Annotated in this window: 26 protein-coding genes; 10 read left to right on the forward strand and 16 right to left on the reverse strand. The window is 50.8% G+C overall.

Annotation, left to right across the window (positions count from 1 at the left end; genetic code table 11):
• From ACR64Q_RS15600 to ACR64Q_RS15610, 3 genes are all read right to left on the reverse strand, one after another.
• The gene (locus tag ACR64Q_RS15600) at window positions 1-1,719 is read right to left on the reverse strand and encodes an SPOR domain-containing protein (RefSeq protein WP_313732399.1); all 1,719 of its coding nucleotides are present in this window, start codon (window positions 1,717-1,719) and stop codon (window positions 1-3) included.
• 62 nt (window positions 1,720-1,781) lie between these two features.
• Window positions 1,782-2,513 (reverse strand): class I SAM-dependent methyltransferase, encoded by a 732-nt coding sequence (locus ACR64Q_RS15605; protein WP_313732400.1) that lies wholly within the window; start codon window positions 2,511-2,513, stop codon window positions 1,782-1,784.
• Window positions 2,510-2,815 (reverse strand): DUF1244 domain-containing protein, encoded by a 306-nt coding sequence (locus ACR64Q_RS15610; RefSeq protein WP_020482971.1) that lies wholly within the window; start codon window positions 2,813-2,815, stop codon window positions 2,510-2,512. The genes ACR64Q_RS15605 and ACR64Q_RS15610 overlap by 4 nt, the downstream gene beginning before the upstream one ends.
• Window positions 2,816-2,927: 112 nt before the next feature.
• Between ACR64Q_RS15610 and ACR64Q_RS15615 the strand changes: the two genes are divergently transcribed.
• The 5 genes from ACR64Q_RS15615 to ACR64Q_RS15635 are packed head-to-tail and all read left to right on the forward strand — an operon-like array spanning window position 2,928 to window position 5,375.
• The gene (locus ACR64Q_RS15615; RefSeq protein ID WP_313732401.1) at window positions 2,928-3,257 is read left to right on the forward strand and encodes a hypothetical protein; all 330 of its coding nucleotides are present in this window, start codon (window positions 2,928-2,930) and stop codon (window positions 3,255-3,257) included.
• A 27-nt stretch (window positions 3,258-3,284) separates the two neighbouring features.
• The gene (locus tag ACR64Q_RS15620) at window positions 3,285-3,827 is read left to right on the forward strand and encodes a septation protein A (RefSeq protein WP_026601926.1); all 543 of its coding nucleotides are present in this window, start codon (window positions 3,285-3,287) and stop codon (window positions 3,825-3,827) included.
• Entirely contained in the window at window positions 3,827-4,129 is a 303-nt protein-coding gene (locus ACR64Q_RS15625; protein WP_313732402.1) for a YciI family protein, read from the forward strand. Before ACR64Q_RS15620 ends, ACR64Q_RS15625 begins: the two co-directional genes overlap by 1 nt.
• Window positions 4,126-4,389, forward strand: a complete 264-nt coding sequence (locus ACR64Q_RS15630) for a BolA family protein (RefSeq protein ID WP_020482975.1) — start codon at window positions 4,126-4,128, stop codon at window positions 4,387-4,389. The genes ACR64Q_RS15625 and ACR64Q_RS15630 overlap by 4 nt, the downstream gene beginning before the upstream one ends.
• A gap of 14 nt (window positions 4,390-4,403) precedes the next feature.
• On the forward strand, window positions 4,404-5,375 hold the full coding sequence (locus ACR64Q_RS15635) for a peptidylprolyl isomerase (RefSeq protein ID WP_313732403.1): 972 nt from the start codon (window positions 4,404-4,406) through the stop codon (window positions 5,373-5,375).
• 86 nt (window positions 5,376-5,461) lie between these two features.
• On the opposite strand, the gene ACR64Q_RS15640 is transcribed toward ACR64Q_RS15635, so the two are convergent.
• Window positions 5,462-5,653, reverse strand: coding sequence for a (2Fe-2S)-binding protein (locus ACR64Q_RS15640; protein ID WP_081607912.1), 192 nt, complete (start codon window positions 5,651-5,653; stop codon window positions 5,462-5,464).
• 238 nt (window positions 5,654-5,891) lie between these two features.
• On the opposite strand from ACR64Q_RS15640, the gene ACR64Q_RS15645 reads away from it, so the two are divergent.
• The 5 genes from ACR64Q_RS15645 to ACR64Q_RS15665 are packed head-to-tail and all read left to right on the forward strand — an operon-like array spanning window position 5,892 to window position 11,857.
• Window positions 5,892-6,368 carry a formate dehydrogenase subunit gamma gene (locus tag ACR64Q_RS15645; RefSeq protein ID WP_020482977.1) on the forward strand — a complete coding sequence of 159 codons (477 nt, stop codon included), beginning with the start codon at window positions 5,892-5,894 and terminating at the stop codon, window positions 6,366-6,368.
• On the forward strand, window positions 6,368-7,912 hold the full coding sequence (locus ACR64Q_RS15650) for a formate dehydrogenase beta subunit (RefSeq protein ID WP_026601928.1): 1,545 nt from the start codon (window positions 6,368-6,370) through the stop codon (window positions 7,910-7,912). Before ACR64Q_RS15645 ends, ACR64Q_RS15650 begins: the two co-directional genes overlap by 1 nt.
• 22 nt (window positions 7,913-7,934) lie before the next feature.
• On the forward strand, window positions 7,935-10,787 hold the full coding sequence (gene fdhF / locus ACR64Q_RS15655; RefSeq protein WP_026601929.1) for a formate dehydrogenase subunit alpha: 2,853 nt from the start codon (window positions 7,935-7,937) through the stop codon (window positions 10,785-10,787).
• Between the two features lie 14 nt (window positions 10,788-10,801).
• Window positions 10,802-11,641, forward strand: coding sequence for a formate dehydrogenase accessory sulfurtransferase FdhD (gene fdhD, locus ACR64Q_RS15660; RefSeq protein ID WP_026601930.1), 840 nt, complete (start codon window positions 10,802-10,804; stop codon window positions 11,639-11,641).
• A 3-nt stretch (window positions 11,642-11,644) separates the two neighbouring features.
• Window positions 11,645-11,857, forward strand: coding sequence for a formate dehydrogenase subunit delta (locus tag ACR64Q_RS15665; RefSeq protein ID WP_020482981.1), 213 nt, complete (start codon window positions 11,645-11,647; stop codon window positions 11,855-11,857).
• A gap of 160 nt (window positions 11,858-12,017) precedes the next feature.
• On the opposite strand, the gene ACR64Q_RS15670 is transcribed toward ACR64Q_RS15665, so the two are convergent.
• The 12 genes from ACR64Q_RS15670 to ACR64Q_RS15725 all read right to left on the reverse strand — a co-directional run bounded on the left by ACR64Q_RS15670 (window position 12,018) and on the right by ACR64Q_RS15725 (window position 24,540).
• Entirely contained in the window at window positions 12,018-13,310 is a 1,293-nt protein-coding gene (locus tag ACR64Q_RS15670; protein WP_026601931.1) for a TolC family outer membrane protein, read from the reverse strand.
• A gap of 32 nt (window positions 13,311-13,342) precedes the next feature.
• Window positions 13,343-13,990 carry a response regulator transcription factor gene (locus tag ACR64Q_RS15675; protein WP_313732404.1) on the reverse strand — a complete coding sequence of 216 codons (648 nt, stop codon included), beginning with the start codon at window positions 13,988-13,990 and terminating at the stop codon, window positions 13,343-13,345.
• 21 nt (window positions 13,991-14,011) lie between these two features.
• A complete protein-coding gene (locus ACR64Q_RS15680; RefSeq protein ID WP_026601933.1) occupies window positions 14,012-15,370 on the reverse strand; it encodes an HlyD family type I secretion periplasmic adaptor subunit in 1,359 nt (452 codons plus the stop codon).
• Between the two features lie 2 nt (window positions 15,371-15,372).
• Entirely contained in the window at window positions 15,373-17,523 is a 2,151-nt protein-coding gene (locus ACR64Q_RS15685; protein WP_313732405.1) for a type I secretion system permease/ATPase, read from the reverse strand.
• Window positions 17,524-17,633: 110 nt separating this feature from the next.
• Window positions 17,634-18,671: a tRNA pseudouridine(13) synthase TruD gene (gene truD / locus ACR64Q_RS15690; protein ID WP_313732406.1), complete on the reverse strand. Its 1,038-nt coding sequence runs from the start codon at window positions 18,669-18,671 to the stop codon at window positions 17,634-17,636.
• Window positions 18,672-18,793: 122 nt separating this feature from the next.
• Complete coding sequence (locus ACR64Q_RS15695) at window positions 18,794-19,105, reverse strand: hypothetical protein (RefSeq protein WP_313732407.1); 312 nt, start codon at window positions 19,103-19,105, stop codon at window positions 18,794-18,796.
• Window positions 19,106-19,225: 120 nt separating this feature from the next.
• Window positions 19,226-19,699, reverse strand: coding sequence for a 2-C-methyl-D-erythritol 2,4-cyclodiphosphate synthase (ispF, locus tag ACR64Q_RS15700; protein ID WP_026601937.1), 474 nt, complete (start codon window positions 19,697-19,699; stop codon window positions 19,226-19,228).
• Window positions 19,696-20,391 carry a 2-C-methyl-D-erythritol 4-phosphate cytidylyltransferase gene (gene ispD, locus ACR64Q_RS15705; RefSeq protein WP_026601938.1) on the reverse strand — a complete coding sequence of 232 codons (696 nt, stop codon included), beginning with the start codon at window positions 20,389-20,391 and terminating at the stop codon, window positions 19,696-19,698. The genes ispF and ispD overlap by 4 nt, the downstream gene beginning before the upstream one ends.
• 3 nt (window positions 20,392-20,394) lie before the next feature.
• Window positions 20,395-20,664, reverse strand: a complete 270-nt coding sequence (locus ACR64Q_RS15710; RefSeq protein ID WP_026146944.1) for a septum formation initiator family protein — start codon at window positions 20,662-20,664, stop codon at window positions 20,395-20,397.
• 118 nt (window positions 20,665-20,782) lie between these two features.
• Window positions 20,783-22,066 carry a phosphopyruvate hydratase gene (gene eno / locus ACR64Q_RS15715; protein WP_026601939.1) on the reverse strand — a complete coding sequence of 428 codons (1,284 nt, stop codon included), beginning with the start codon at window positions 22,064-22,066 and terminating at the stop codon, window positions 20,783-20,785.
• A gap of 9 nt (window positions 22,067-22,075) precedes the next feature.
• On the reverse strand, window positions 22,076-22,909 hold the full coding sequence (kdsA, locus tag ACR64Q_RS15720; protein WP_026601940.1) for a 3-deoxy-8-phosphooctulonate synthase: 834 nt from the start codon (window positions 22,907-22,909) through the stop codon (window positions 22,076-22,078).
• 2 nt (window positions 22,910-22,911) lie between these two features.
• Window positions 22,912-24,540 (reverse strand): CTP synthase, encoded by a 1,629-nt coding sequence (locus tag ACR64Q_RS15725; RefSeq protein WP_026601941.1) that lies wholly within the window; start codon window positions 24,538-24,540, stop codon window positions 22,912-22,914.
• Window positions 24,541-24,645 lie beyond the last annotated feature (105 nt).

Genomic DNA, 24,645 nt, shown 5'->3' on the forward strand with positions numbered 1-24,645 from the left:
CTATTCTTTATTGCGGGTAACCCAGACCGAATCGAGATTAAGGGTTTTCTTGATTTTCGCCGCATAAGCTGCCGCTTCGTACTGGGTTTTAAATCCGTCCACAAACAAACGATACCAGTTTTCGCCCTTGGATTCGGTTTTGATTACTTTGGCCGGCACACCTTTGCCCGCGAACTCTTGGGCTTTGCTCTTGGCATACCAATCCTGTTTAAACGCTATTAAATTGACCGCCCAATTTTCCTCGACCGGTACCGGCTTTTTCTTCTCCGGCTTAGGGGCCGGCGCGGCAACTACCGCTCGACCTTTTTCCAAGGCGCTCACCTTGTTTTGCAACGTTTCTATGGCAGCGCCGATTTGCATGATCTGGCTGCCGATTTCGGCAGAAGGCTTGGCCTGATCGCCGTTCACTTTTGCCGCACCAGTATCAGCATGCCCCTCCTTACTTAGTTCCGCGATCTGCGTGGCCATCACGCCATTGCTCACCGTCAACTCGTCTAACTGTTTGCGCAACATTTCCTTGTCCGCTGCATCGCTGGCAGGCGCAGCATTCACTTGTTCCTGCAATTTTCCGATAATGGTGACCAACTCGCCGACTTGCGACTTGGCGATCATGCCTTGTATTCCTAATCCGGTACCGATCAGCAGCGCCGCCACTGCGATGCCATTGGCCACATAGGCAGCTACCGGCTTTTTAGCCGCCAAGGCATCCAAGGCCCGCTTGGTTTTCTTCTGTTCGGTCTGCACGCTTTCCAGACTATCGAGGCAACCAAGCAGCTCATTTTTACCCGCTGCCTCGGTCAAGTCGTGACGAATCTGCTGTTGATGCTTTTTGAGGTCGACGATATTCCGATTCAACGCGGCAATTTCGCTACTATGATCGATGACTTGTATCAGCGGCACTGGGGCCGCTTGAACTTGCTCGACCGCGTCGGCAATCGGCGCTATTTCCGGCTCATTGCTCTGGACGACGACTAATTCTTCCTCACTATCTTGCTCACTGCCCGCTGCCGCAAATATCTGATCCAAATCCGGTTCCGGCGCACTTGCTTGGGCGCTGTTATCGGGTTCTTCCAAATCGGCAAAATCATCGACGATTGGCGGTGCCGACGGTGCATATTCGTCATCAGCCGAAATATCGAAATCCGCAATTAGAAAATCGGCATTACCGCCAGCCAATTCAGCGTCATCGGAAAACTCGTCTATTTCGGCCATATTCTCCAGCTCGTCCACCACGGTTTCCGGCAAACCCACTGCGGCGACCGGGGTGTCTGCGGGGAAATCGTCGATTTGACCGACCCGCTCTAACTCTGCTACTTCTTCAAATACATCATCAACCGGCAAATCTAAAGGGTTCCCCTGATTTTCGGCATCGACGATATCGGCAAACTCATCGTCGATAACTTGCTGCTCGCGTCCGGGATTAATGCCGATGTCGGCGTTGAAATCGTCGCCAAACTCATCAATATCGTCGGCTAAACTCGATACTGCCTTAGGCTCATTTGCACTCAGCAATTCATCGATATCCGCGAACTCGTCAATCTCCTGCTGCGCCTCAGGCTCGAATGTCTCGTCGCCCACCAGCAAACGGTCAATGGCTTCGTCATCATCTATTGTGCCAACCTGTTGTTCGGAGGGGTCGCCAATATTGAGCATGGCATCCAGATCGTCGGCGAACGCATCCAAGGTTTTTTTGTTTTTACTACCAGTCGATTCAGCCATGTTTTTTCTCGTTTAAGCCGCACATAGTTCAGCAAATGCTGATTCGCAAGCACCGTAAGGTGTCATTTAAGCGCAGTTACCAAGGCATTGACCTCCATGCGTTGCTGCAAATCAATGTCCCGAAAACCGGCCTTAGCCATCTGCGCCAACGCGACGGATTGGCGCATAACGTGATTTTGCGACTCGTCGTTAAACAGATGGACTATCCAATGTTCGAGCAAATCCAATCGGTTGATTTCGGTCAACACCTTAAAGTAGCCCCCCACTTCTCGCTGAATGCTGCGGGTATGCGCGCTAATATCATCCAAGGCATAACGGTCGCCGTTGACGAATTTTCCACCTGGCTTTAACACCCGATATATTTCTGCCAACACTTGCCGCCGGTAATCGCTATGGAAATTATGCAAAGTATATGCCGACGCCAAAATATCGACGCTGTCGCTCGCCAATGCTTGTAATGCCGTCAAGGCGTCCTCGCCGGAAAAACGCAATCTGCCTGCTGCGACCCAGTCCCGCAAACTCTGCTTCGCCTGGTTTTGCATGGTGGGTTCGTTGTCGACACTTAATATACTTAGGTTATCCGCGGCAGACAGGATCGCCAACGTGGTGATGCCAGTACCGCCCCCAAGTTCAACCACTGTCTGCGGCGTGTTCCGCTCGTCACAGTAAGCGCCAACCATTTCACCGACTAAGCGACTCATTTCCGTCGCAAATGGGCATATCAAGTTGAGCATTTGATATTCTTGACCAATCACGCTGGAGAACATCGCATCGAAGGGTTTTTCTTCCGTCATGATTGCGCTTTCAGTTTTTGTTTTGCGTCGTACGCTGCCAGTTGCTCCGGAGTGGCTTCGCGTTGATATTTATCTTTCCATTCGCTGTAAGGCATGCCGTAGACAATCTGCCGTGCTTGCTCGTAATCAATGTCGATTGCACGTTCTGCGGCGGCGGCTGCATACCATTTAGCCAGGCAATTCCGGCAAAAATCAGCGAGCACCATCAGTTCGATATTCTGCACTTCGGTATGCTGTTGTAAATGGGCTAGTAGTTGCCTGAAAGCCGCCGCTTCCAGTTCGACGTTATTGGACTGAATCATGAAATCCTCCTTTAAAACCGGCATTTTAGCAGCAAAGCCGTTAGGCTCATGTACAATTGCACCCAAAGATTCTACAATGAAGTAATTGATACTTGGGCTCTAATCGCGCTTTGTGAACACAATACACAGTTCATCCTTGGCTTTTTATCCGGTCGGCTATAACCAGCCGAGAGCCGTACGGCCGGATAATAATCTTGAACAAAAGCAAAAGCCTAATAGCGACGAGACCGGGATACCTCGGCAGAATCCTGATTTACATAAAACCTCGTCAACCGCTCAAATCAAGGCCGCTTTGGCGGACAACGGGTTGACAGTAAGCAATAACGACCAACCAAGTAATTCGCGTACCTTGAAAGCACTGAACGCCTACACAGAAAACCGCAATCAACCCGCCCAAAACCGGGTTGCCGAGATCATTTCCGGTATCGATCTTTACGTCTAACCTCCCTCCCATCTTTAAACGTCAATCATGAAACCGCTTTTAGAGTTTTTCCCTATCGTTCTATTCTTTGTCGCCTACAAACTGTACGACATTTACATTGCCACTGCCGTCGTAATCGCCGCCACGGTTGTGCAGGTCATCAGCTATTGGCTGCTCTATCGCAAAGTGGAAACCATGCAGTGGATTACTCTGGGATTAATTTTGGTCATGGGTGGTGCGACACTATATTTACAGGACGAGCAATTCATTAAGTGGAAACTAACCATTATTGAGTGGCTGTTCGGCGGTGCATTTTTGGTCAGCCAATTCGTCGGCAAAAAAACTTTTATAGAACGCATGATGGGCGCAAACCTCGAATTGCCGGATCGTATCTGGAAACGCCTTAACCTGAGCTGGTCCATGTTTTTTATCGGGGTCGGCTGTTTAAATTTATACGTGATGGCGAACTACAGCACCGACGACTGGGTCAGCTTTAAAACTTTCGGCGTTCCCGGCCTGATGCTTATTTTTATTGCCGTACAAATAGTGTTCTTGTATAAGTTTATTCCCGCACCAGAGGCTAAAGAGTAATGTTGTATGCCATCATGGCCGAAGATGTCGCGGACAGCCTGAGCAATCGTTTGGCCGCCCGTCCGCAGCATCTGGAACGATTAACTATATTGCAAAACCAAGGCCGCTTGGTATTGGCCGGGCCGCATCCTGCGATAGATAGCGAAAACCCCGGCGATGCCGGATTTAGCGGCAGCCTGATTGTTGCCGAGTTTGCCAGTCAGCAGGACGCCCAAGACTGGGCCAATGCCGACCCTTATATCTCCGCGGGCGTATATGCTCGTGTTACCGTTAAACCTTTCAAACAAGTATTTCCCCAATGACAGCCGACCATATCAGACAGAAGCTGGAAGAAGCTTTTAAGCCAGAATTAATCGAAATCATCGACCATAGCGCCGCACACGCCGGCCACGCCGGTAACAAAGGTGGCGGTCATTTCCATGTCACTCTCATATCCACTCAATTTGAAGGTAAATCCCTGGTGCAAAGACATCAGCTGGTTTATCAGGCCTTGGGCGACATGATGAAGGATGAAATCCATGCCCTGGGCATTAACGCTTTAACCCCCTCTGAAAACAGCTAAAGGAAATTCTTAAGATGAAACTGAAACTTATTCCCCTGATACTAGCCAGTAGCGTACTGTTACCCGGTTGCTTCGAAGAAAAAGCCAAGGAAGCGGCCGCACCAGCGGCACCGACTGTCAGCAAAGAGGACGCGGTTGCTTCGGTTAACGGCACCTATATCAGCAAGAAAACCTTGGAAACCTTGGAAAAAGAAATTGCAGAACGCAGCCAAGGCCAAACATTCCCAAAAGAACAGCTATTGGAAGAACTGATTCAACGCGAATTGTTGATTCAGCAAGCCGTACAAAAACAACTGGATAAATCGCCGGAAGTCATCGAACGGATGGCGACCGTTAGAAACTCCTTATTGTCGCAAGCGGCCCTACAAGACTACCTGAAAGCCAACCCAGTCACCGACGAAGAAATCAAAGCGGAATACGACTCCAAAATGGCTAATATGGGCAGCGAATACAAGGCCCGCCACATTTTGGTTAAAACCGAAGACGAAGCAAAAAAACTGATCGCAGAACTGGAAAAAGGCGGCGATTTTACCGCGCTGGCTAAAAAACATTCCATCGACCCGATGGGCTCCGAAGGTGGAGATTTAGGTTGGTTTACCGCTGATCGCATGGTCCCGCCCTTCTCTGAAGCAGTGGTTGCGCTGGAAAACGGCAAATTCAGCAAACAACCCGTGCAAACTCAGTTTGGCTGGCATGTGATCCTGCGCGAAGAGTCCAGAGCGCTAACACCACCGCCGTTTGATTCAGTTAAAGAACAAATTCGCCCTATGTTACAGCGCCAAAAAGCGCAAGCCATGATCGAAAATTTGCGCAAAAACGCCAAAGTTGAAGTCTTGCTGCCGCCGACACCACCAAAGCAAGAAGAGGCTCAACCGGCTGATCAGGCTGCACCAGCACCTGCTGCTGAGGCCACTCCGGCCGAACCAGCCAGCGCCGCACCAAACGCAGACGTAAAACCCACCGAACCAGCGGCTACAGCTAAATAACGCGCCATACAGAACAGGGCGGTCCAACCGCCCTGTTTTTTTGCAACATACGTCTTATATCCCTATAAGCTCAGCTAACTAAATAACTATGCCGCTTGAGCTTGCATCTTCCGATTCTGCGTATTTTCATCCAGTAAAGCTTTAATACTGGCCGTGCATTTTCCACATACACCACCCGCACCCGTGCACTGCATCAGCTGTCTGCGATTACATACACCTTGACTGATTGCCTGCGTAACCTGTCTATCGGTGACCGCTTTACACACACATACGTACATAACACCCTCACTTAATTCATATGCGCATTAATGATAACAATTATCATTTAAAAGTAAAGCATCCACCATCACATTTTTTCCACGCGAACTTCCCAAACTAATCAGAGTCGGATGTTGCAATTACCTTGCTTTGCTTAGGAAATACGCGGGATTCAGGCACGAACCCGAATTGCAAACCCAGGTTTGTTCATGATTAAATAGGACGATAACCTTTTCGTCATTTATTACAGAGCCAATGATGCAAGACTATCAAACCCAAAAACCCACCGTGTTGGAAATACTGAACACTCATCAAGCAATGCCGGGTAATCTGTTGCCTATTTTGCATGGTATTCAGGACACTCTGGGCTACATCCCGCCGGCCGCCGTAGTAGACATTGCCAAGTCGCTCAATCTTTCCCAAGCGGAAGTCCACGGGGTTATTAGTTTTTATCATTACTTTCGGGAGACTCCGCCCGGAGAGCACACAATACGAATTTGTCGGGCCGAATCATGCCAAGCAATGAACGGTAAAGCGCTGGAAACCCATGTTAAACAACAGCTTGGCATCGACTTTCACGAAACCACAGCTGACGGAATTTTTTCACTAGAACCTGTTTATTGTTTAGGTAACTGCGCTTGTTCGCCATCAATTACCATAGACGACGAGGTGATGGGTCGCGTCACAACTGAAAAATTTGATCGTTTGCTAGCCACTTATAAAGGTGCCAAATAATGACACGCGTATTTATTTCCCGTGATTCCACCGCACTTTCCCTGGGTGCTGAACAAGTTGCCAAGGCATTGGAACAGCAAGCTAGCAGCAAAGGCTTATCAGCTGAAATCGTCCGCAACGGCTCTCGCGGATTGTTCTGGCTGGAGCCCCTCGTCGAAGTCGAAACCAGCCAAGGCAGAGTTGCCTATGGCCCCGTGCAAGTGGAAGATGTGGCACCTTTACTCGATGCCGGGCTGCTGGATGGCAAGCAACATCCGCTTTATTTAGGCAACATTGAAGAAATAGCTTATTTCAAAAATCAAAATCGTCTTACCTTCGCCCGCGTCGGCCTAACAGACCCGGTCAACATCGACGACTACTTGGCTCACGATGGATACCGTGGCCTGAAAAATGCGTTGGCTTTGCAAGCCACCGAAATCGTCAAACAGGTCACTGACTCGGGCCTGCGTGGTCGTGGCGGCGCCGCGTTTCCGACCGGCATCAAATGGAACACAGTGCTAAACGCCCCGGCAGATCAAAAATACATTGTCTGTAACGCTGATGAAGGCGACTCTGGTACATTTTCCGACAGAATGATCATGGAAGGCGACCCCTTCGTTTTGATCGAAGGCATGACCATAGCCGGCCTCGCGGTGGGAGCTACTCAAGGTTATATCTATCTGCGCGTCGAATACCCACACGCTAAGATTGCGCTGAATCAAGCTATCGAAGCGGCGTACAAAAACGGTTATTTGGGCGAAAACATCCAAAACAGCGGAAAAACGTTCCACCTGGAAGTACGCAGCGGCGCCGGAGCCTATATTTGCGGCGAAGAAACTTCCCTGTTGGAAAGCCTGGAAGGTAAACGTGGATTGGTACGTTTTAAGCCACCACTCCCCGCTATCGTCGGCCTGTTCGGTAAACCTACCATCGTCAACAATGTCATTTCGCTGGCCTCGATTCCTGTGATTCTGGACAAAGGCGGCGAATATTATAAAAACTACGGCATGGGCCGTTCACGCGGTACGCTACCTCTGCAACTGGCTGGAAATATCAAGCACCCCGGTCTGTTTGAGGTCGCTTTCGGCATGACCTTGCGCGAGCTGCTTTACGATTACGGCGGCGGCTCAGCGAGCGGCCGACCGATACGCGCGGTACAGGTCGGCGGACCGCTGGGCGCTTATTTGCATGAGAGCCAGTTCGATACACCGCTGGATTACGAAGCCTTCGCGGCCATTTCAGCGGTATTGGGTCATGGCGGCATAGTGGTTCATGACGATACCGTCAACATGGCCGACATGGCGCGTTATGCAATGGAATTTTGTGTGGAAGAATCCTGCGGCAAATGCACACCTTGCCGGATAGGATCAACACGTGGCGTCGAAGTAATAGACCGTATCGTCGAGGGCGTGCAAAAGGATAAAAACACCGTGTTGTTGCGCGATTTATGCGACACCATGACTTACGGATCTTTGTGTGCAATGGGCGGCATGACACCTTTCCCGGTGTTAAGCGCGCTGAATCATTTCCCTGAAGACTTTGGCTTACAATCCGCCAAAGCCTGATCGCGATTACCAGGAGATAAACATGTCTGACAATAACGAAATAGATTACGGAACTCCCGCAAGTTCGTCTGCAAATCAAGTCACTCTGGAAATCGACGGCCACAAGGTCACTGTCAATGCCGGCAGTTCCGTGATGCGCGCCGCCGCCGAAGCGGGGATCAGCATTCCTAAATTGTGCGCCACCGATAGCCTGGATCCGTTCGGTTCTTGTCGGATGTGCCTGGTGCAAATCGAAGGTGCGCGCGGCTATCCGGCTTCCTGTACTACCCCGGTGGCAGAAGGCATGAAGGTATGTACCCAGAACGACAAGCTTGCCAGCATCAGACGCGGCATTGCCGAACTATACATCTCCGATCATCCTTTAGACTGTTTAACCTGCGCCGCCAACGGCGATTGCGAATTGCAGGATACCGTCGGCCAAGTCGGCTTGCGCGAAGTGCGTTACGGTTTCGACGGCGAGAATCATCTGGATTCCGAAAAAGACACCAGCAACCCCTATTTCAGCTTCGACCCGGCAAAATGTATCGTTTGTTCACGATGCGTCCGTGCCTGCGAAGAGGTACAAGGTACCTTCGCATTGACCATCGACGGCCGCGGCTTCGATTCCAAAGTCTCTCCAGGGCAAAATCAGCCATTCATGGAATCCGAATGCGTATCCTGCGGCGCTTGCGTGCAAGCCTGCCCCACCGCGACACTGATGGAAAAATCGGTAATCGACCACGGTGTTCCGGAACATAGCACCATCACCACCTGCGCCTATTGCGGTGTCGGTTGCTCATTCAAAGCCGAAATGAAAGGCGAACAACTGGTACGCATGGTGCCGGATAAAAACGGCCAAGCCAATCACGGCCACTCTTGCGTCAAAGGCCGATTTGCATTCGGTTATGCCACGCACAAAGACCGTATCACCACCCCTATGGTACGGGAAAACATTTCCGATCCTTGGCGCGAAGTCAGTTGGGAAGAAGCGATCAGTTTTGCCGCCACCAAATTGAAGGGGATCCAAGCCAAATACGGCAAAGACTCAATCGGCGGCATTACCTCTTCGCGTTGCACTAACGAAGAAACCTATCTGGTGCAAAAATTAATCCGTGCCGGCTTCGGTAACAACAATGTCGATACCTGTGCCCGCGTTTGCCATTCGCCGACCGGCTACGGCTTGAAAAGCACTTTTGGCGAATCATCCGGCACCCAAACCTTTGACTCGGTGATGCAGTCCGATGTGATTATGGTAATCGGCGCCAATCCGACTGACGGCCACCCGGTTTTCGGTTCGATGATGAAACGCCGCTTACGCCAAGGCGCGAAACTGATCGTGGTCGATCCGCGCAGTATCGATTTGGTTAGCAATAGCCCACATGTGAAAGCCGACTACCATCTGAAACTTCGCCCCGGCACCAATGTTGCGGTTGTCACCGCATTGGCTCACGTCATTGTCACCGAAGGCTTGGCGGATGAAAAATTCGCACTGGAACGCTGCGATATTGAGTCGTTCAATAAATGGAAAACCTTTGTTGCGCTGCCCCAACATTCACCTGAGGCCGTCGCCGAATTAACCGGCGTACCCGCCGAAACCATGCGCGCAGCGGCTCGCTTGTACGCAACGGGCGGTAATGGCGCGATCTATTACGGCTTGGGTGTGACCGAACATAGCCAAGGTTCAACAACAGTTATCGGTATCGCTAATCTGGCAATGGCAACCGGTAACATTGGCCGCGATGGGGTTGGCGTCAACCCGCTACGCGGACAAAACAATGTCCAAGGCTCTTGCGATATGGGTTCGTTCCCGCACGAGTTTGTCGGCTACCGCCATGTTTCCGACTCGCAAACTCGCGTTCAGTTTGAAACTGCTTGGAACGTGGCGCTGTCCTCAGAACCCGGCTTACGTATCCCGAATATGTTTGCCGCCGCTATCGACGGTAGTTTCAAAGGCTTGTACGTACAAGGCGAAGACATCGCTCAATCCGATCCTGATATCACCCACGTACATCACGCGCTACGTGAATTGGAATGCTTGGTCGTACAAGACATTTTCCTGAACGAAACCGCTAAATTTGCTCACGTGTTTTTACCAGGCTCCTCGTTCCTGGAAAAGAACGGCACGTTTACCAATGCTGAACGCCGGATTTCGCCGGTTCGTAAAGTGATGACCCCGCTGGGTGGCAAGGAAGACTGGGAAGTAACCCAGGATTTGTCGAACGCCCTGGGTTATCCGATGAATTACAGCCATCCTTCGGAAATCATGGCCGAAATCGCGGCGCTGACACCGCAATTCGCCGGTGTCAGTTACGAAAAAATCGACGAAATGGGCAGCATACAGTGGCCTTGCAATGACGAAACACCCGATGGCACGCCGATTATGCACGCCGACCACTTCGTGCGCGGTAAAGGCCGGTTCATGCTAACCGAATATGTCGCTACCGAAGAACGTACCAGCAGCAAATATCCGTTGATTCTGACTACCGGCCGGATCTTGTCGCAATACAACGTCGGTGCCCAAACTCGCCGCACGGAAAACGTCGCCTGGCACGAGGAAGATCGTCTGGAATTGCATCCACACGATGCTGAAGTACTGGGTATTAGCGATGGCGACTGGTGCGGCGTGAAAAGCCGTTCCGGGGAAACCGTGTTGCGCGCTTTGATTACTGATCGCATGCAGCCTGGCGTGGTTTACACCACGTTCCATTTCCCACATTCAGGCGCTAACGTCATCACCACCGATAACTCGGACTGGGCAACCAACTGTCCGGAATACAAAGTCACCGCTGTACATGTCGCCAAAGTTGCACAAACTTCGGCATGGCAACAGGAATACCAAGACTTTTCCGACAATCAGTTGTCTCTACTGGAAAACCGCATCGCGGTCAACGAGTAAGTAGCAACCGCCTTATGGATGCAGTCTCAAGCGAACTGGGCTGGACCAGCTATCGAACCGGTACGTTCGATAGCTGGCGCGGCCCAGTTCACACCGCGAAAGAGGATTATGTCGCTGAAGAAGTGCCGGTGGTGTTGGTTTACAACACCATTCCGCACGTGGTGATGCTGACGACCCCTCTCAATCTAGAAGATTTTGCATTGGGCTTCAGTCTGACCGAAGAAATCATCGGCCATACGTCGGAATTGCAGTCGGTACGCGTCGTACAACGCTCCAAAGGAGTGGAAGTTAGAATGACGATTCCTGAAAAGCGTTTTGAGAAACTGCACGGCAAGGGAAAAAACATGACCGGCAGAACCGGTTGCGGTTTGTGCGGAGCCACCACCCTGGAGCAAGCCATTCGGCGTCCCCATCATGTGGGGCAAGGTTTAGCGCTGAATGCAGCGCTATTAAGCAGCGGTTTCGCCGATATGGCGCAAAAGCAATCTCTGAATATGCTGACCGGTGCGGTCCATGCGGCAGCGTGGCTGCACCCGGAACGCGGCATCGTTACTGTAAGGGAAGATGTCGGCCGTCATAATGCACTGGATAAACTGATCGGTTCATTAGCCAAGGCCAACTGCGATTTTGAAAATGGCTGGCTGCTGGTGACCAGCCGCGCCAGTTATGAAATGGTACAAAAAGCGGCCAGTGTTGGCATCACCTTGCTGGCAGCCATCTCGGCACCTACCGCGTTAGCAATTCAATTGGCGGAAGAGTGCGGACTGACCCTGGTTGGCTTCGCCCGCCACGAAAATCATATGATCTACACTCACCCTCATCGTTTACAACATTACCAAGAATCAGCCGCATAAAACATGGATAACCATAACCTCATTAAAATGGCCAACAACATTGGCGCTTTTTTCAAATCCGAACCCGACCGGGAATTGGCCATTAAGGGCGTTGAACAACATATCCGAAACTTTTGGGAACCGCGCATGCGTAAAGCGATTGTCGAATATGTGCAACAAGGTGGTAAAGAGTTAATGGAAATAGTGTCGGAAGCCGTATTGCGTATTGCCAAGTAACTCTGGGCTAATGCATCGGTTACTCGTACTTATTGAATCAGTTTATCGACCATCGCTCTAAACTGGTCATCAGCCTAATTGATAACTTCCCCCCCAATAGGATCCCATTTGGGGGAAGTCTAAATCTCTACATAGCCTTAACTATTAATGATTGAGCGCCTTAGTCAGCGGAACTAAGCGGTTGAACTTCGGATGGCAAAGTCGTACCCAAATATTTATTCAGTTGGCCCTTGCTCGCTAAAATTCGAAATTGCGAAAACAGCTCATCGTATTTAGCATTGATATACGAGCTTTTAGCAATATAAGCCTCGTTGAAGGTATCCAGCAAATCTAATAAGGTCCGTTGACCAATATTGAACTGCTGCTGATAAGCACTGATGGTCTTTTCGCTGGAATCGACGTGTTGTTTAAAAAACTCCAACTGGCTCTTCACGGTTTGATGAGCGACCCAAGACAAACGCATACTTTCAATCACCTGCCTATGCGTATTATCGCGAATATCCTTGGCCTGATTGATTAACTGCGCGGTTTGCTCGCGGCGAGCTATATCCTTGCCGCCGTTAAAAATGTTATAGCGCATACGTAACATTGCCGTCATATCGGAATTGGTGCCGCGGATACCGTCTAAGTTGTAGTTATGACTGGCGCCGGCCTCAATATCAAAACGCGGAAAATAGGGGGCCATAGCCGTAGCATGTTGGGCAAATGCCGAATCGATATCTGAATTAGCAGATTTCAGAATGGGATGATCGGCTAACGCTTCTTCTATCGCTTGATCCAGCGATTGGGGTAGCGCGGTTCCCGGCGATTGAATCGGTTGAATACCTTCCGGCAATATGCCGATGACTCGCAAGAAACTGGTCTCCGCATCTTTCAAATTACCGATTTCGGACAACACGTTCTTTTCCGCCAAGGCTACCCTGCCCATTGACTGGTCGACATCCGCCCGTTTGCCGACGCCGCGTTCGCTACGCAGTTTGATTTGATCGTTGGTACCTTGATGGCGTTGCAGATTTTCCTTAGCCAGATTCAACAACTCCTGACGCCGCAACACCTTAATATAGGCTTCAACACCATCGAGCGCGGTTATTTCCGACTGGCCGAATACGGTGTATGCCCGAGAGTCGGTCCGAGCTTCCTGCCTCTCCACTTCATTCGGAGTAGCCAGACCGTCAAACAACATTTGTCTGGCTAGAATGGCCCCTTCCTCTCTATGATAAAAAACTGATCCGTCACCGCGGCCACGGGTGGTAGGGTTATTCGATTCTTCCCAGCCGATGCCGGCTGTGACATCCACTGTTGGAAAATAACCGGCCTTGGCTTGACCGATTTCCTCTTCAACCGCGCGGCGTTCTGATTTGGCAGCTTGGATTTTGGGATTTTCATCCAACACTTTCTGAATAGATTCTTGCAAACTCAACGCCTGACTGCTTGATACACAGGCCAAATGCATGGCTATTCCTAAACTCAAACTCCTGCTGACTCTCATGACATTCCTCTCTGATATTGGTCGATTTCTTTTAACAATATGGCTAGTCTTAAGCGGTCATCGACATGCAGTTTCCTAAAAATCGATGATAAATGCGCTTTTACAGTCCGCTCGGAAATATTCATAGCAAAAGCAATACGCTTATTACTTTCGCCCTGCCGTATCATGTCCGCCACTTCCACTTCGCGCGCGGATAAACTGGCCAGTTGCTTTAGCTTTAGTTCGGTATCGACGGTACTAGGCGTAAGTTGTGTACGTCTGGCACTGGTCAACACACCAATGACCTTGGGCACCAAGGCCCGACGAATCCAAATATCACCCGCCAAAATACAAGCTACCGCACGCATTAAAAGCTCCGACGCTTCGGATTGTTCGCAATAGCCGGCGGCACCGTTAATCAGCACCTCGATCTGCTTATGTTCCGGCCAATCGGAGCCGATGACCAGAAATCGGACTTTTTTGTTGGCAAAAACCGTTAACAAACTGGCATCGTCATCCAGTTTTTTTGCATCGAAAATCACTGCATCGGCGGTATATTCGCTGCGGATACTGTGCAGCATACTAACGTTATATCCCGCGATCAGCGCATGAGTCCACTGCGCCGTCAGCTGAGGATTATTGGAATAAATCAGTATGTTAGCCACAAATGTAATTGTTGTTATGAGTTATCGTTCTCTTAAAGCCCTATCCCTGGCTTTCAATATCGGCTTCAAGAGGTAATCAAGCACTGTTTTTTTTCCGGTTAAAATATCAACTTCCGCGGTCATCCCGGCAATAATTTCCAAACGTTCGCCGCCCTTTTCCAGGTAGTTTTTAGCGGTACGCAAACGAATCAAATAGTAACTGTCCTCATCTTTCTTCTCGCCGGGTATGCTGTCGGCGCTGATATGTTCCAAAGAGGCCTCCAGGCCACCGTAGATCGAAAAATCATAAGCGCTTAGTTTTACCACAGCTTTCTGCCCAGGGCGAAGAAAAGCAATGTCCGCCGGCCGAATTTTCGCTTCAATCAACAGCTGATCTTCCAAAGGCACGATTTCCAGCAAATCCATGCCGGGTTGAATGACGCCGCCCACCGTCGCCACCTTGATGCGCTTTACCGTGCCTTTTACCGGCGACAACACTCTGGTACGGCTAACTCTATCTTCCAAAGCTACAGCAGATTCGGATGTGCGATCCAGTTCCGCCTTCACTTCGTTCAATTCTTTCAACGCTTCGGTTTTATAGCGAATCTTGATCTCCGCCAATTTGTTGCGCGCTTCGTCCAATGACGAACGTAGCCGTGGCATCGCTAAGTTTGCGGAATTCAAGTCGCCTTTCAAATCATTAGCAGCACGTTGTAAGCGCAGTAATTCCACCTGCGACATAGCCCCATCAGCCACCAGCGGTTCGGACATCTTTACTTCGTCCTGCAATAGTTTGTAGCTACGCGCCAACTGGTCGCTTTTCGACTGAATTTCGATAATTTCCTGCTCTTTCTGCCGCACCTGCTCGGCAAAAATGTCGCTATTCGACCTTATTTCGTTCTGTTTGGAAACCAGCAGTTGCCTGACGTTGTCGGCGATTTGCGGTGCATTCTTCATAACCTCTTCCGGAATCGCCAAAGGCGTACCGTTAATTTCGGCATTCAAACGCGCGGTATTCGCCAACAACTCGTAATACTTTAACTTGGCTTCTTTAAACGAGGAAGCAAAACGGACTTGATCGAGTTGCAGCAAAACCTGATCCTTGTCCACCAATTGACCTTCTTGCACCAATATTTCCGAAACGATACCGCCCTCCAGGTTCTGCACCACCTGCACTTGACTGGAGGGTATGGTCTTACCTTCGCCGCGCGTGACCTCATCCAAGCTGGCAAACCCGGCCCAAACCAAGGATGCCGCAACAAAAGCCGCGGCAAACCACAGGATTAAATGACTTTGCAAGGGTAATTCGTAAAGATTAGCGGCGTTGACGTCGCTTAAAAAACGCTGATCTTCGGCTCGATACCGATGCTCGGCTCGCCACTCAGCTATTTTTTTCAACATAATTAAATAGCCACCTTGATCTGACCTTGGCGCAACGCTTCCAGCACATGCTCCTTGGGGCCGTCCGCGACCATATGCCCACCGTCCATCACGATCAGTCTGTCCACCAAACTAAGCAGCGACATGCGGTGCGTGACCAGTATCAGAGTCTGCTGCCCCAGTTGCGCGGCAAACCGCTGTTTAAAGGCTTCTTCGCTACTGTTGTCCATCGCATTAGTCGGCTCGTCCATAATAAAAATCGACGGCGACAACAACAAGGCTCTGGCCAGTGCAATACTTTGCCGTTGCCCACCCGACAAGGATGCGCCGCGCTCGCCCACTTGCAAATCAAAACCGGCGGGATGTTTACTGACGAACTGATCGACGCCGGCAATCGCCGCCGCCTTTAACACCGCAGCATCATCGGCGTAGCGCGAACCCAAAACGATATTGTCCTTCACGCTACCGAACATTAAGGAAATATCTTGCGGCACATAGCCGATTTGCCGGCGTAAATCGGAAGGATCGATTTGGCGAATATCGGTGCCGTCTATCAATATCGAACCTTCTTGAGCCTGATATAAACCCAGCATCAATTTTTCCAGCGTGCTCTTACCGGAACCGATTCGGCCGATAAAACCCACGCGCTCGCCGGCCTTGATTTTAAACGATATGCCGTCCAAGGCCTTGACCGGCTGCTGCGGATAGCTGAAGCGAACCTGCTTGAACTCAATCTCGCCGTTAAAGCGCGGTCTATGCAAATAGTCCTTGCCGTTCTCGCGTTCCACCGGTAGAGCCATCATTCGGTTAAACGACCCCAGGGCGGTCACCGCCTGATGGTAACGGGTCAATAGTGCCGCGACCTGCCCGACCGGAGCTAAGGCCCGCGAGGTCAGCATGGTGCAAGCCACCAAGCCGCCTGTCGTCAAATCACCATCAGTAATCCGGTAGACGCCGGCCACCACCACCAACACCGATGCCAATTGCTGCAAAAATGCGGTCAAATTGACGGTCAAGCCGGCATAAAACCGCGACTTTAAGCCCAGCCGGGCGATTTCGCCGACATTCTGTTCCCAACGGCGCTGCAATTGTCCTTCCGCGCCGGCCGTTTTGATCGTTTCCAGATTGGACAACGCTTCCACCAGCGTGGCATTTTTTTCACCGCCGAATTTGAACATGGCGTTGATCGTGTTTTTCAATGGCGCCTGCAAGGCGATACCAATCAACATTGCTAACGGTAAAATCGCCAATGGAATCAAAGCCAAATTGCCGCCGACACTATAAATGATCAGTAAAAACAAAAACAAAAACGGCAAATCGATCAGTGTCACCAGCGTTGCCGAGGTCAAAAATTCACGAAAGGATTCGAATTCGCTCAAGTTGTTCGCAAATGCTCCCACCGAGGGCGGCCGGGCTTCCATGCGAATATTCATTAGCTTTTCGAAAATATTCGCCGACAAAATAATATCGGCGCGTTTGCCGGCTGCATCGATAAAATAGCTTCGTAGCAGCTTCATCGCCAATTCGAAACCAAACACGATCAGCACACCTACCGTCAGTACCCACAACGTTTCCAGCGCGTGATTCGGTACCACACGATCATAAACATTCATGAAAAACAAGGGCGCGGCCAAAGCGAACAGATTGATTAATAACGAGGCCGCCAGCACTTCCGCATAGATAGGCCAGGACTTATAAAGTACATCCCAAAACCAATGTTTGACCTTCGGCACAGCCGATTCCGCAGTGCGCCCATCAAAGCGGTGCTGCAACTGCACGAAAAAAGCCGAACCGCTGTAACTAGCTTGCAACTCCGCAGCGCTAACGCTCTTCTCGCCGCTCTCGGTTTCCGGCAACACTACCGTATAGTTTTCACCGCTCTTGGCAAGCAAAACGCAGGCATTACCGTCTTTCAGCAACAACACTGCCGGCAATACCAAATTGGAAATTTTCTCTAAGGGTCTGCGCAACAAGCGGCTGGTCAAACCAGCGCGTTCAGCGGCGCGCACGAACAAACCGGGCGTCAATCTATTCTCGACCAAGGGCAATCCGGCTACCAAGGCCGTTGCAGTTTGCGGAATATGCAACAACTTGCAGACCGATAGCAAAGCCAACAATAGAGGATCGTCAAACGTGGAATCTGCTGGTCCGAATATCTGGCCGCTATCAGGCATGTAGGATGTAAGTAGAAGTTATGATTTTTATAACGCTTTAGGCGCTATTGTACTTAAGTATTATAAATACATGCGATTACAACCCAAAAAGCATTTTTATCAAAGCAAATTCAATCACCGGCACCAGATGCACCGCCAATTATTTCCCGTAACAAGGCGGTGGCATAGCTACCGGCGGGCAAATTGAAGCTCAACTTGAGTTGATTATCCAGCCACTGCCACTCCAGATCTTGCGGCAATGTGCGTAAAGCGCGTCGATCAGCTTCCAGATCAAACGCAAGCAATCCGTCGGCTATGGATGCATTAGCGGCAATCACGGCGTCTTCTATCGCACCAGCCTCAGCTGTGGCAATCTTACCGCCACGGCCCCACATGGTCCCGGTGGGATGAATATCACCCTGTTCGACGCGAGCCGACAGACTGGCGTCGTCGCTATCGCCGGTAAAACAGCTATTACTGCCGTCAAGCTTGAATACATCGCCATTCAATGCTTGATGCCAATTCGCTTGCTCGACGCGCTGCGCCAAGATCAGATTGAACAAATACGAGCGCGCTGCCGATAAATACAAAGAGCGTTGTTCCCGCTTGACCTTGGCACCGGCAAACATGGCCAGCGCGCGATTGATATTTTGGCCTTGATGACCGAAACGTTGCGGTCCGAAGTAATTGGGAAAGCCTTGGGCTTTAATCTGCTGCAGTTGCTTTTCGGTGCTTTCTTGGTCGCCCGTCCAATTTCGGATCAGCAAGTTAAATCGATTGCCCGCCAAAACACCGCGCTTTAGTTTTCGGGCGTGGCGGACCGTTTGCAACACTTGCAAATGCTCGGTTTCGATAGCTGACCAATCCGGATCGTCCTTACCCGGCAACCACACACTAAACCATTGCCGCGTTCGGCCATGTCTATCCTTAAGACCAGCATAGCTGACATCTCGCTGCCTGACCCCGGCATGACGAGCCAACTGTCGCGCGACAAACTCGGTGTTTTCACCGATTTTTTCGATATGCAGGAATATATGCTCGCCGCTGCCTTCCGGCTCGAACGAGAGAACTTCTTCGACGACGAAATCCTCGGGCTCGGTTTTGATATCGCCGGTGCCGGATGGGCCTCCGTAAGCGTAAGGCCATTCGGGCAAACTAAAATTTGTCATTGGGTATGTAAAATATCGTCGGCGTGTTGCCGCGATAGAGGTTAGGTGAAATGCTGAGAGCTTTGTCAGGGAACGCTACTCGCACCATGACCTACATGGATTATCGCTTTCAATCCATAGGTTCAGAAAATTAGCTTCGGTTGAAAAAGGATAAAAAAAACGCCTAAGGCAACAATGAAAATACCTGCTTTAAACGTAAGAAAATTCGAGTGATAAAACTCTTCCTCCTTGGTTGGCGGGCGTGAGTCATTTTGAGCGTCTAAATACCCTCTGACTCCTCTTTTTTGCCTGTCGCTTAACCAAGGAATCATCCCGGAACTAATAAGCATAGCGGTGCCAAAAAGAACAATTCCGAATCCTACGCCATGACGCTCAAAGCCATAGGCGATAAATTCGCTTATTGTGTCATTTAGACTCATTGTCAATTCATTCATTTACCGAGCATCAATACTAAAGACAGTAATCCTAATCGATGCCGTATGGTGCAATTTTCAAGATTACACTAGATGGTCGAGTATCGCGGTATCGCTCGTGATCTAACGCTGGCAACGTTTTTATTTCTCTATCAACACCACCGCCTGCACCGCGATGCCTTCCTTGCGGCCTTCGAAGCCTAATTTTTCAGTCGTGGTAGCTTTGACATTGATGAAATCGACATCCACGGCCAAGTCGGCAGCGATATTGGCACGCATAGCCGGCACGTGCGGCAGCATTTTCGGTGCCTGGGCGATGATAGTGACATCGGCGTTAACCAGCTTGTAACCTTTTTCCTGGACAATTTTGTAGACGTGGCGTAGCAATACCCGGCTGTCGGCACCCTTGAATTCGGGGTCGGTATCCGGAAAATGCTTGCCGATGTCGCCCAACGCTGCCGCGCCGAGAATTGCATCAGCCAAGGCATGCAGCACCACATCGCCGTCGGAATGGGCTTCCAAACCTCTTTCATAGGGGATTTTCACACCGCCCAATATGATGTGATCGCCGTCGTTGAAACGGTGGACGTCGTAACCTTGACCGACTCGGATCATGCTTGTTGCTCCATGTAGAATTGCGCCAGCGCCAGATCTTCGGGCCGGGTGATTTTGATGTTGTCGGGTCGGCCTTCGACGATTTTGGGTTTGTAGCCCAACAATTCCAATGCACTGGCCTCGTCGGTAACGGCCGGATTGCCTTCGGTTTGCTGCAAAGCGTCGCGCAGCATGCCGTATTTGAACATTTGTGGCGTCAACGCCCGCCAGACATGTTTGCGGTCTATCGTTGCGGTAATGGTGTCGCCGTCGACGTGTTTCAGCGTGTCGTGTGAAGACAGCGCCAGAATGCCGCCGACCTCATCGTTTTTGAGCGTGTCGATTTGCAGATGAATATCAGAAGCCGTCAGACAGGGTCGTGCGGCGTCATGCACCAGCACCCAATCGTCCTCGGCGGCTTGGCCCTGCAAAGCTTTCAGCGCCGACAGCACCGAGTCAGCCCGCTCCTTGCCGCCCGGTGCGGTAATCACATCAGGATGTTTGGATACGTCTAATTCCGGCCAATACGGATCTTCAATCGATATAGCGACAGCCACGGCTTGAAACGCACCGGATTGCAATAAGCGATTTAAGGTATGTTCAATGACGGTTTTGCCGGCCAGCGGTAGATATTGTTTAGGGCGGTCGGCTTGCATACGTTTGCCGACGCCGGCTGCCGGGACTACCGCCCAGCATCTAAGAATTTGATTCATGCTCTACTCAAGCACTTGAAAGAAGGTTTCGTTTTCCTTGATCATGCCCAATTCATAGCGGGCACGCTCTTCGATGGTTTCCAAGCCACGGCGCAAATCCAGCACCTCGGCATACAGGGAATCGTTGCGTTCCTTTTTTTCCTGGGCTTCCTTGGTCAGGGTGTCGAGACGTTCCCGATAATCGCTAATCTGCGAGACGCTGGCATCACCTAGCCACAACCGATACTGGAAGTGAACGATTAATAGGATGATGATGGCGATGAGCGTTTTTATAGCGAATTCTCAACAATGTAGGTTGGGTTAGCTCTATCAGAGCGTAACCCAACATTTAATGCCAACGCGTTGGGTTACGCCCTTCGCTACCGCTTAGGGCTAACCCAACCTACGCTTTTTATTTCAGCATTTTAAACGCGCTGCGGCCGGCGTATTTGGCTTTGTCGCCCAACTCGTCTTCGATTTTCATCAGACGGTTGTATTTGGCAACACGATCGGAACGGCTCAATGAACCGGTTTTGATTTGGCCGGTGCCGGTCGCGACCACCAAGTCGGCGATGGTGGTGTCTTCGGTTTCGCCGGAACGGTGAGAAACTACCGCGCTGTAGCCGGCAGCAGCAGCCATATCGATAGCCGCCAGGGTTTCGGTCAAGGTACCGATTTGGTTGACTTTGATCAGGATGGAGTTAGCGATGCCTTTCTCGATACCTTCTTTCAGGATAGCAGGGTTGGTCACGAACAAATCGTCACCGACCAACTGGATTTTGCCGCCCAATTTTTCGGTTTGATATTTCCAGCCGTCCCAATCGTTTTCGTCCAGACCGTCTTCGATGGAGATAATGGGGTACTTATCAACCCACGCTGCCAGGAAATCGACCATTTCTGTGGAGTTGAAACTGCGATTTTCCGCAGACAACACGTATTTACCGTCATCGAAATATTCTGAAGCAGCAGCGTCCATACCCAGATAGATGTCAACGCCCGCTTTGTAACCGGCTTTTTCAATCGCTTCCAGGATCACTTCGATGGCTTCTTCGTTGGAAGACAAGTTAGGCGCAAAGCCGCCTTCGTCGCCCACAGTGGTCGCTAAACCGCGGCTTTTCAATACTTTAGCCAGGTTGTGGAATACTTCCGCACCGTAACGGATCGCTTCGCGAAAGGTTGGCGCGCCGACAGGCAGAATCATGAACTCTTGCAAATCAACGCTGTTATCAGCATGCGAACCGCCGTTGATGATGTTCATCATCGGTACAGGCAAAATAAATTCGCCGGATTTGTTCAGGAATTTGTACAACGGTACACCGGCTTCTTGTGCAGCAGCGCGCGCGGCAGCCATGGAAACGCCCAAGATGGCATTGGCACCAATGCGGCTTTTGCTTGGGGTGCCGTCCAAGGCAATCATTTTTTCGTCCAACGCGGCTTGGTTGTTGGCATCCATACCGACGACCGCTTCGCGAATTTCGGTGTTGACGAAGTTAACGGCGTTCAATACACCTTTACCCAAATACCGAGCTTTGTCACCGTCGCGTAATTCGATCGCTTCGCGTTCGCCGGTGGATGCGCCGGAGGGCACCATCGCACTACCGATGATGCCGGATGCCAAATACACTTCCGCTTCAACGGTCGGGTTACCGCGTGAATCCAGAACTTCTCTTGCCTTTACGTCTACTATTCTTGCCATTATTTTGCCCTATAGAGTGGTTTCAATCAGGCTGGTGGATTTAACAGCCCGGTCTATCGTTACTAACATTTCCAATAATTCTTTCATGCGGTGCAAAGGCCAGGAGTTGGGGCCGTCGCTCAACGCTTCTTCCGGTTTGGGATGCGATTCCATGAAAAGTCCGGCAATGCCCACTGCCACTGCCGCCCTCGCTAAAACAGGCACATGCTCGCGCTGACCGCCGGAAACATTGCCTTGCCCGCCCGGTAACTGCACGGAATGAGTGGCGTCGAATACCACCGGGCAACCGGTGTCGCGCATCACAGCCAACGAACGCATATCCGAAACCAAATTATTATAGCCAAACGACACGCCGCGCTCGCAAACCATGATTTGCTGATTGCCGGTGGCTTTGGCTTTAGCAGCGACATTGGCCATATCCCACGGCGCTAAAAACTGGCCTTTTTTGATATTCACCGGCTTGCCCAAAGCGGCGACGCTTTGGATGAAATTGGTCTGGCGGCACAAAAACGCCGGTGTTTGCAGCACATCGACCACCGCCGCAACTTCTTCTAGCGGTGTATCTTCATGGACGTCGGTCAAAACCGGCACATGCAATTGTTGCTTCACTTTTTCCAGGATCTGCAAACCTTTTTCCAGACCCGGACCGCGAAAACTTCCCAATGAAGAACGGTTGGCTTTGTCGAACGAGGATTTGTAGATAAACGGAATATTCAACTCGTCGGCTATTTCTTTCAATTTACCGGCGGTATCCATGGTCATTTGTTCGCTTTCGATCACACAGGTGCCGGCGATCAGGAAAAACGGCTTATCCAGGCCGACTTCGAAATTACATAATTGCATGTTTAACCTTGTTTCTTGTGTTTGGCGGCCGCTTCCACAAAGCCTGAAAACAACGGATGACCGTTACGCGGTGTCGAGGTAAATTCGGGATGGAACTGGCAAGCCAAAAACCAGGGGTGATCCGGCAGCTCGATAATTTCCACTAAGCGGCCATCCAGTGATTTACCGGAGAAGCGCATGCCGGCGGCTTCCAACTGTTTCAAATACTGATTGTTGAATTCGTAACGGTGACGATGGCGCTCGGTAATCACGTCTTTCTGATACAACTCGAATGCCAACGAATCGGATTTTAAACGGCATTTTTGCGCGCCCAAGCGCATGGTGCCGCCGATGTCGGAATCTTCGTCACGCACGTTTAATTGTCCTGCTTCATCCATCCATTCCGTAATCAAACCGATAATGGGATGCGGGCTATTCGGCAGAAATTCTGTACTGTGCGCGCCTTCCAAACCGACCACATCGCGGGCGAACTCGATCACTGCGGACTGCATGCCCAAGCAAATGCCCAGATAAGGAATTTTGTTCTCGCGGGCGAAACGCACCGTGGAAATTTTGCCTTCCACACCGCGCTCGCCAAAACCACCGGGTACCAGAATCGCATCGACGTCTTTCAGCTTTGCGGTGCCTTCAGCTTCGATGGTTTCAGAGTCGATATAAGTGATCTGTACTTTGTGGCGGGTGTGGATACCGGCGTGAATCAAAGCCTCGTTCAAGGATTTGTAAGCATCGGTGTGGTCAACATATTTGCCGACGATGGCGATATTGACTTCATCGGTCGGGTGAGTGAGGCCATCGACCACTTTCTCCCAAGCCGACAAGTCAGCTGGCGGCACATCCAAACGTAACTGGGCTACGACGATGTCGTCCAAACCTTGCTCGCGCAACAATAGCGGGATGCGATAAATGGTGTCGGCGTCAATCGCGGAAATAACCGCTTTTTCGTTGACATTGGTAAACAAGGCGATTTTTTTGCGTTCGCTGGCCGGGATCGGTTGTTCGGAACGACAAATCAGAATATCCGGCTGGATACCGATGGTGCGCAGTTCTTTTACCGAATGCTGCGTCGGTTTGGTTTTAATCTCGCCGGCCGACTTGATGTAAGGCACCAAAGTCAGGTGGATAAATACCGCCCGGTCTCTGCCCAACTCCACGCCCATCTGCCGGATGGACTCCAGAAACGGCAAAGATTCGATGTCTCCTACGGTACCGCCGACTTCGATCAAGGCCACATCAGTGCCTTCGGCACTGGCATAAACACGGCGTTTGATTTCGTCAGTAATATGCGGAATCACCTGCACCGTCGCGCCCAGATACTCGCCTTTGCGCTCGTTGCGCAAGACTTGCTCGTAAACCTGGCCGGTGGTGAAGTTGTTTTTCTTGGCCATCGTGGTTTTTAAAAACCGCTCGTAATGGCCTAAATCCAGATCGGTTTCCGCACCATCCTCGGTCACGAACACCTCCCCGTGTTGAAACGGACTCATGGTGCCGGGATCGACGTTGATGTAAGGATCGAGTTTGGTGAGAGTGACTTTGAGGCCGCGATCTTCCAAGATGGCTGCCAACGATGAAGCGGCTATCCCTTTTCCCAAAGATGAAACCACTCCGCCGGTGATGAATATGAATTTTGTCATGAACGTTTGGCGCCCTGTTAAGCAATAGCAAGGGGGTCGAAAAGCGGCAAATTCTAACAGTTTTATGGTGCAATTGCCTTTTTAATTGCCAAAGCAAGCTGAGCT

This window comes from Methylomonas sp. 2F7, assembly GCF_057126975.1.

Bases quoted from the DNA above. Each gene is read 5' to 3' on its own strand.
- ACR64Q_RS15625 (WP_313732402.1), top strand. From the start codon at position 3,827: ATGTTGTATGCCATCATGGCCGAAGATGTCGCGGACAGCCTGAGCAAT.
- truD (WP_313732406.1), bottom strand. From the start codon at position 18,671: ATGACAAATTTTAGTTTGCCCGAATGGCCTTACGCTTACGGAGGCCCA.
- eno (WP_026601939.1), bottom strand. From the start codon at position 22,066: ATGGCAAGAATAGTAGACGTAAAGGCAAGAGAAGTTCTGGATTCACGC.
- ACR64Q_RS15650 (WP_026601928.1), top strand. From the start codon at position 6,368: ATGACACGCGTATTTATTTCCCGTGATTCCACCGCACTTTCCCTGGGT.
- ispD (WP_026601938.1), bottom strand. From the start codon at position 20,391: ATGAATCAAATTCTTAGATGCTGGGCGGTAGTCCCGGCAGCCGGCGTC.
- ACR64Q_RS15605 (WP_313732400.1), bottom strand. From the start codon at position 2,513: ATGACGGAAGAAAAACCCTTCGATGCGATGTTCTCCAGCGTGATTGGT.
- ACR64Q_RS15665 (WP_020482981.1), top strand. From the start codon at position 11,645: ATGGATAACCATAACCTCATTAAAATGGCCAACAACATTGGCGCTTTT.
- fdhD (WP_026601930.1), top strand. From the start codon at position 10,802: ATGGATGCAGTCTCAAGCGAACTGGGCTGGACCAGCTATCGAACCGGT.
- fdhF (WP_026601929.1), top strand. From the start codon at position 7,935: ATGTCTGACAATAACGAAATAGATTACGGAACTCCCGCAAGTTCGTCT.
- kdsA (WP_026601940.1), bottom strand. From the start codon at position 22,909: ATGCAATTATGTAATTTCGAAGTCGGCCTGGATAAGCCGTTTTTCCTG.
- ispF (WP_026601937.1), bottom strand. From the start codon at position 19,699: ATGATCCGAGTCGGTCAAGGTTACGACGTCCACCGTTTCAACGACGGC.
- ACR64Q_RS15635 (WP_313732403.1), top strand. From the start codon at position 4,404: ATGAAACTGAAACTTATTCCCCTGATACTAGCCAGTAGCGTACTGTTA.
- ACR64Q_RS15645 (WP_020482977.1), top strand. From the start codon at position 5,892: ATGCAAGACTATCAAACCCAAAAACCCACCGTGTTGGAAATACTGAAC.
- ACR64Q_RS15600 (WP_313732399.1), bottom strand. From the start codon at position 1,719: ATGGCTGAATCGACTGGTAGTAAAAACAAAAAAACCTTGGATGCGTTC.
- ACR64Q_RS15620 (WP_026601926.1), top strand. From the start codon at position 3,285: ATGAAACCGCTTTTAGAGTTTTTCCCTATCGTTCTATTCTTTGTCGCC.
- ACR64Q_RS15640 (WP_081607912.1), bottom strand. From the start codon at position 5,653: ATGTACGTATGTGTGTGTAAAGCGGTCACCGATAGACAGGTTACGCAG.
- ACR64Q_RS15680 (WP_026601933.1), bottom strand. From the start codon at position 15,370: ATGTTGAAAAAAATAGCTGAGTGGCGAGCCGAGCATCGGTATCGAGCC.
- ACR64Q_RS15685 (WP_313732405.1), bottom strand. From the start codon at position 17,523: ATGCCTGATAGCGGCCAGATATTCGGACCAGCAGATTCCACGTTTGAC.
- ACR64Q_RS15610 (WP_020482971.1), bottom strand. From the start codon at position 2,815: ATGATTCAGTCCAATAACGTCGAACTGGAAGCGGCGGCTTTCAGGCAA.
- ACR64Q_RS15725 (WP_026601941.1), bottom strand. From the start codon at position 24,540: ATGACAAAATTCATATTCATCACCGGCGGAGTGGTTTCATCTTTGGGA.
- ACR64Q_RS15695 (WP_313732407.1), bottom strand. From the start codon at position 19,105: ATGAATGAATTGACAATGAGTCTAAATGACACAATAAGCGAATTTATC.
- ACR64Q_RS15630 (WP_020482975.1), top strand. From the start codon at position 4,126: ATGACAGCCGACCATATCAGACAGAAGCTGGAAGAAGCTTTTAAGCCA.
- ACR64Q_RS15670 (WP_026601931.1), bottom strand. From the start codon at position 13,310: ATGCATTTGGCCTGTGTATCAAGCAGTCAGGCGTTGAGTTTGCAAGAA.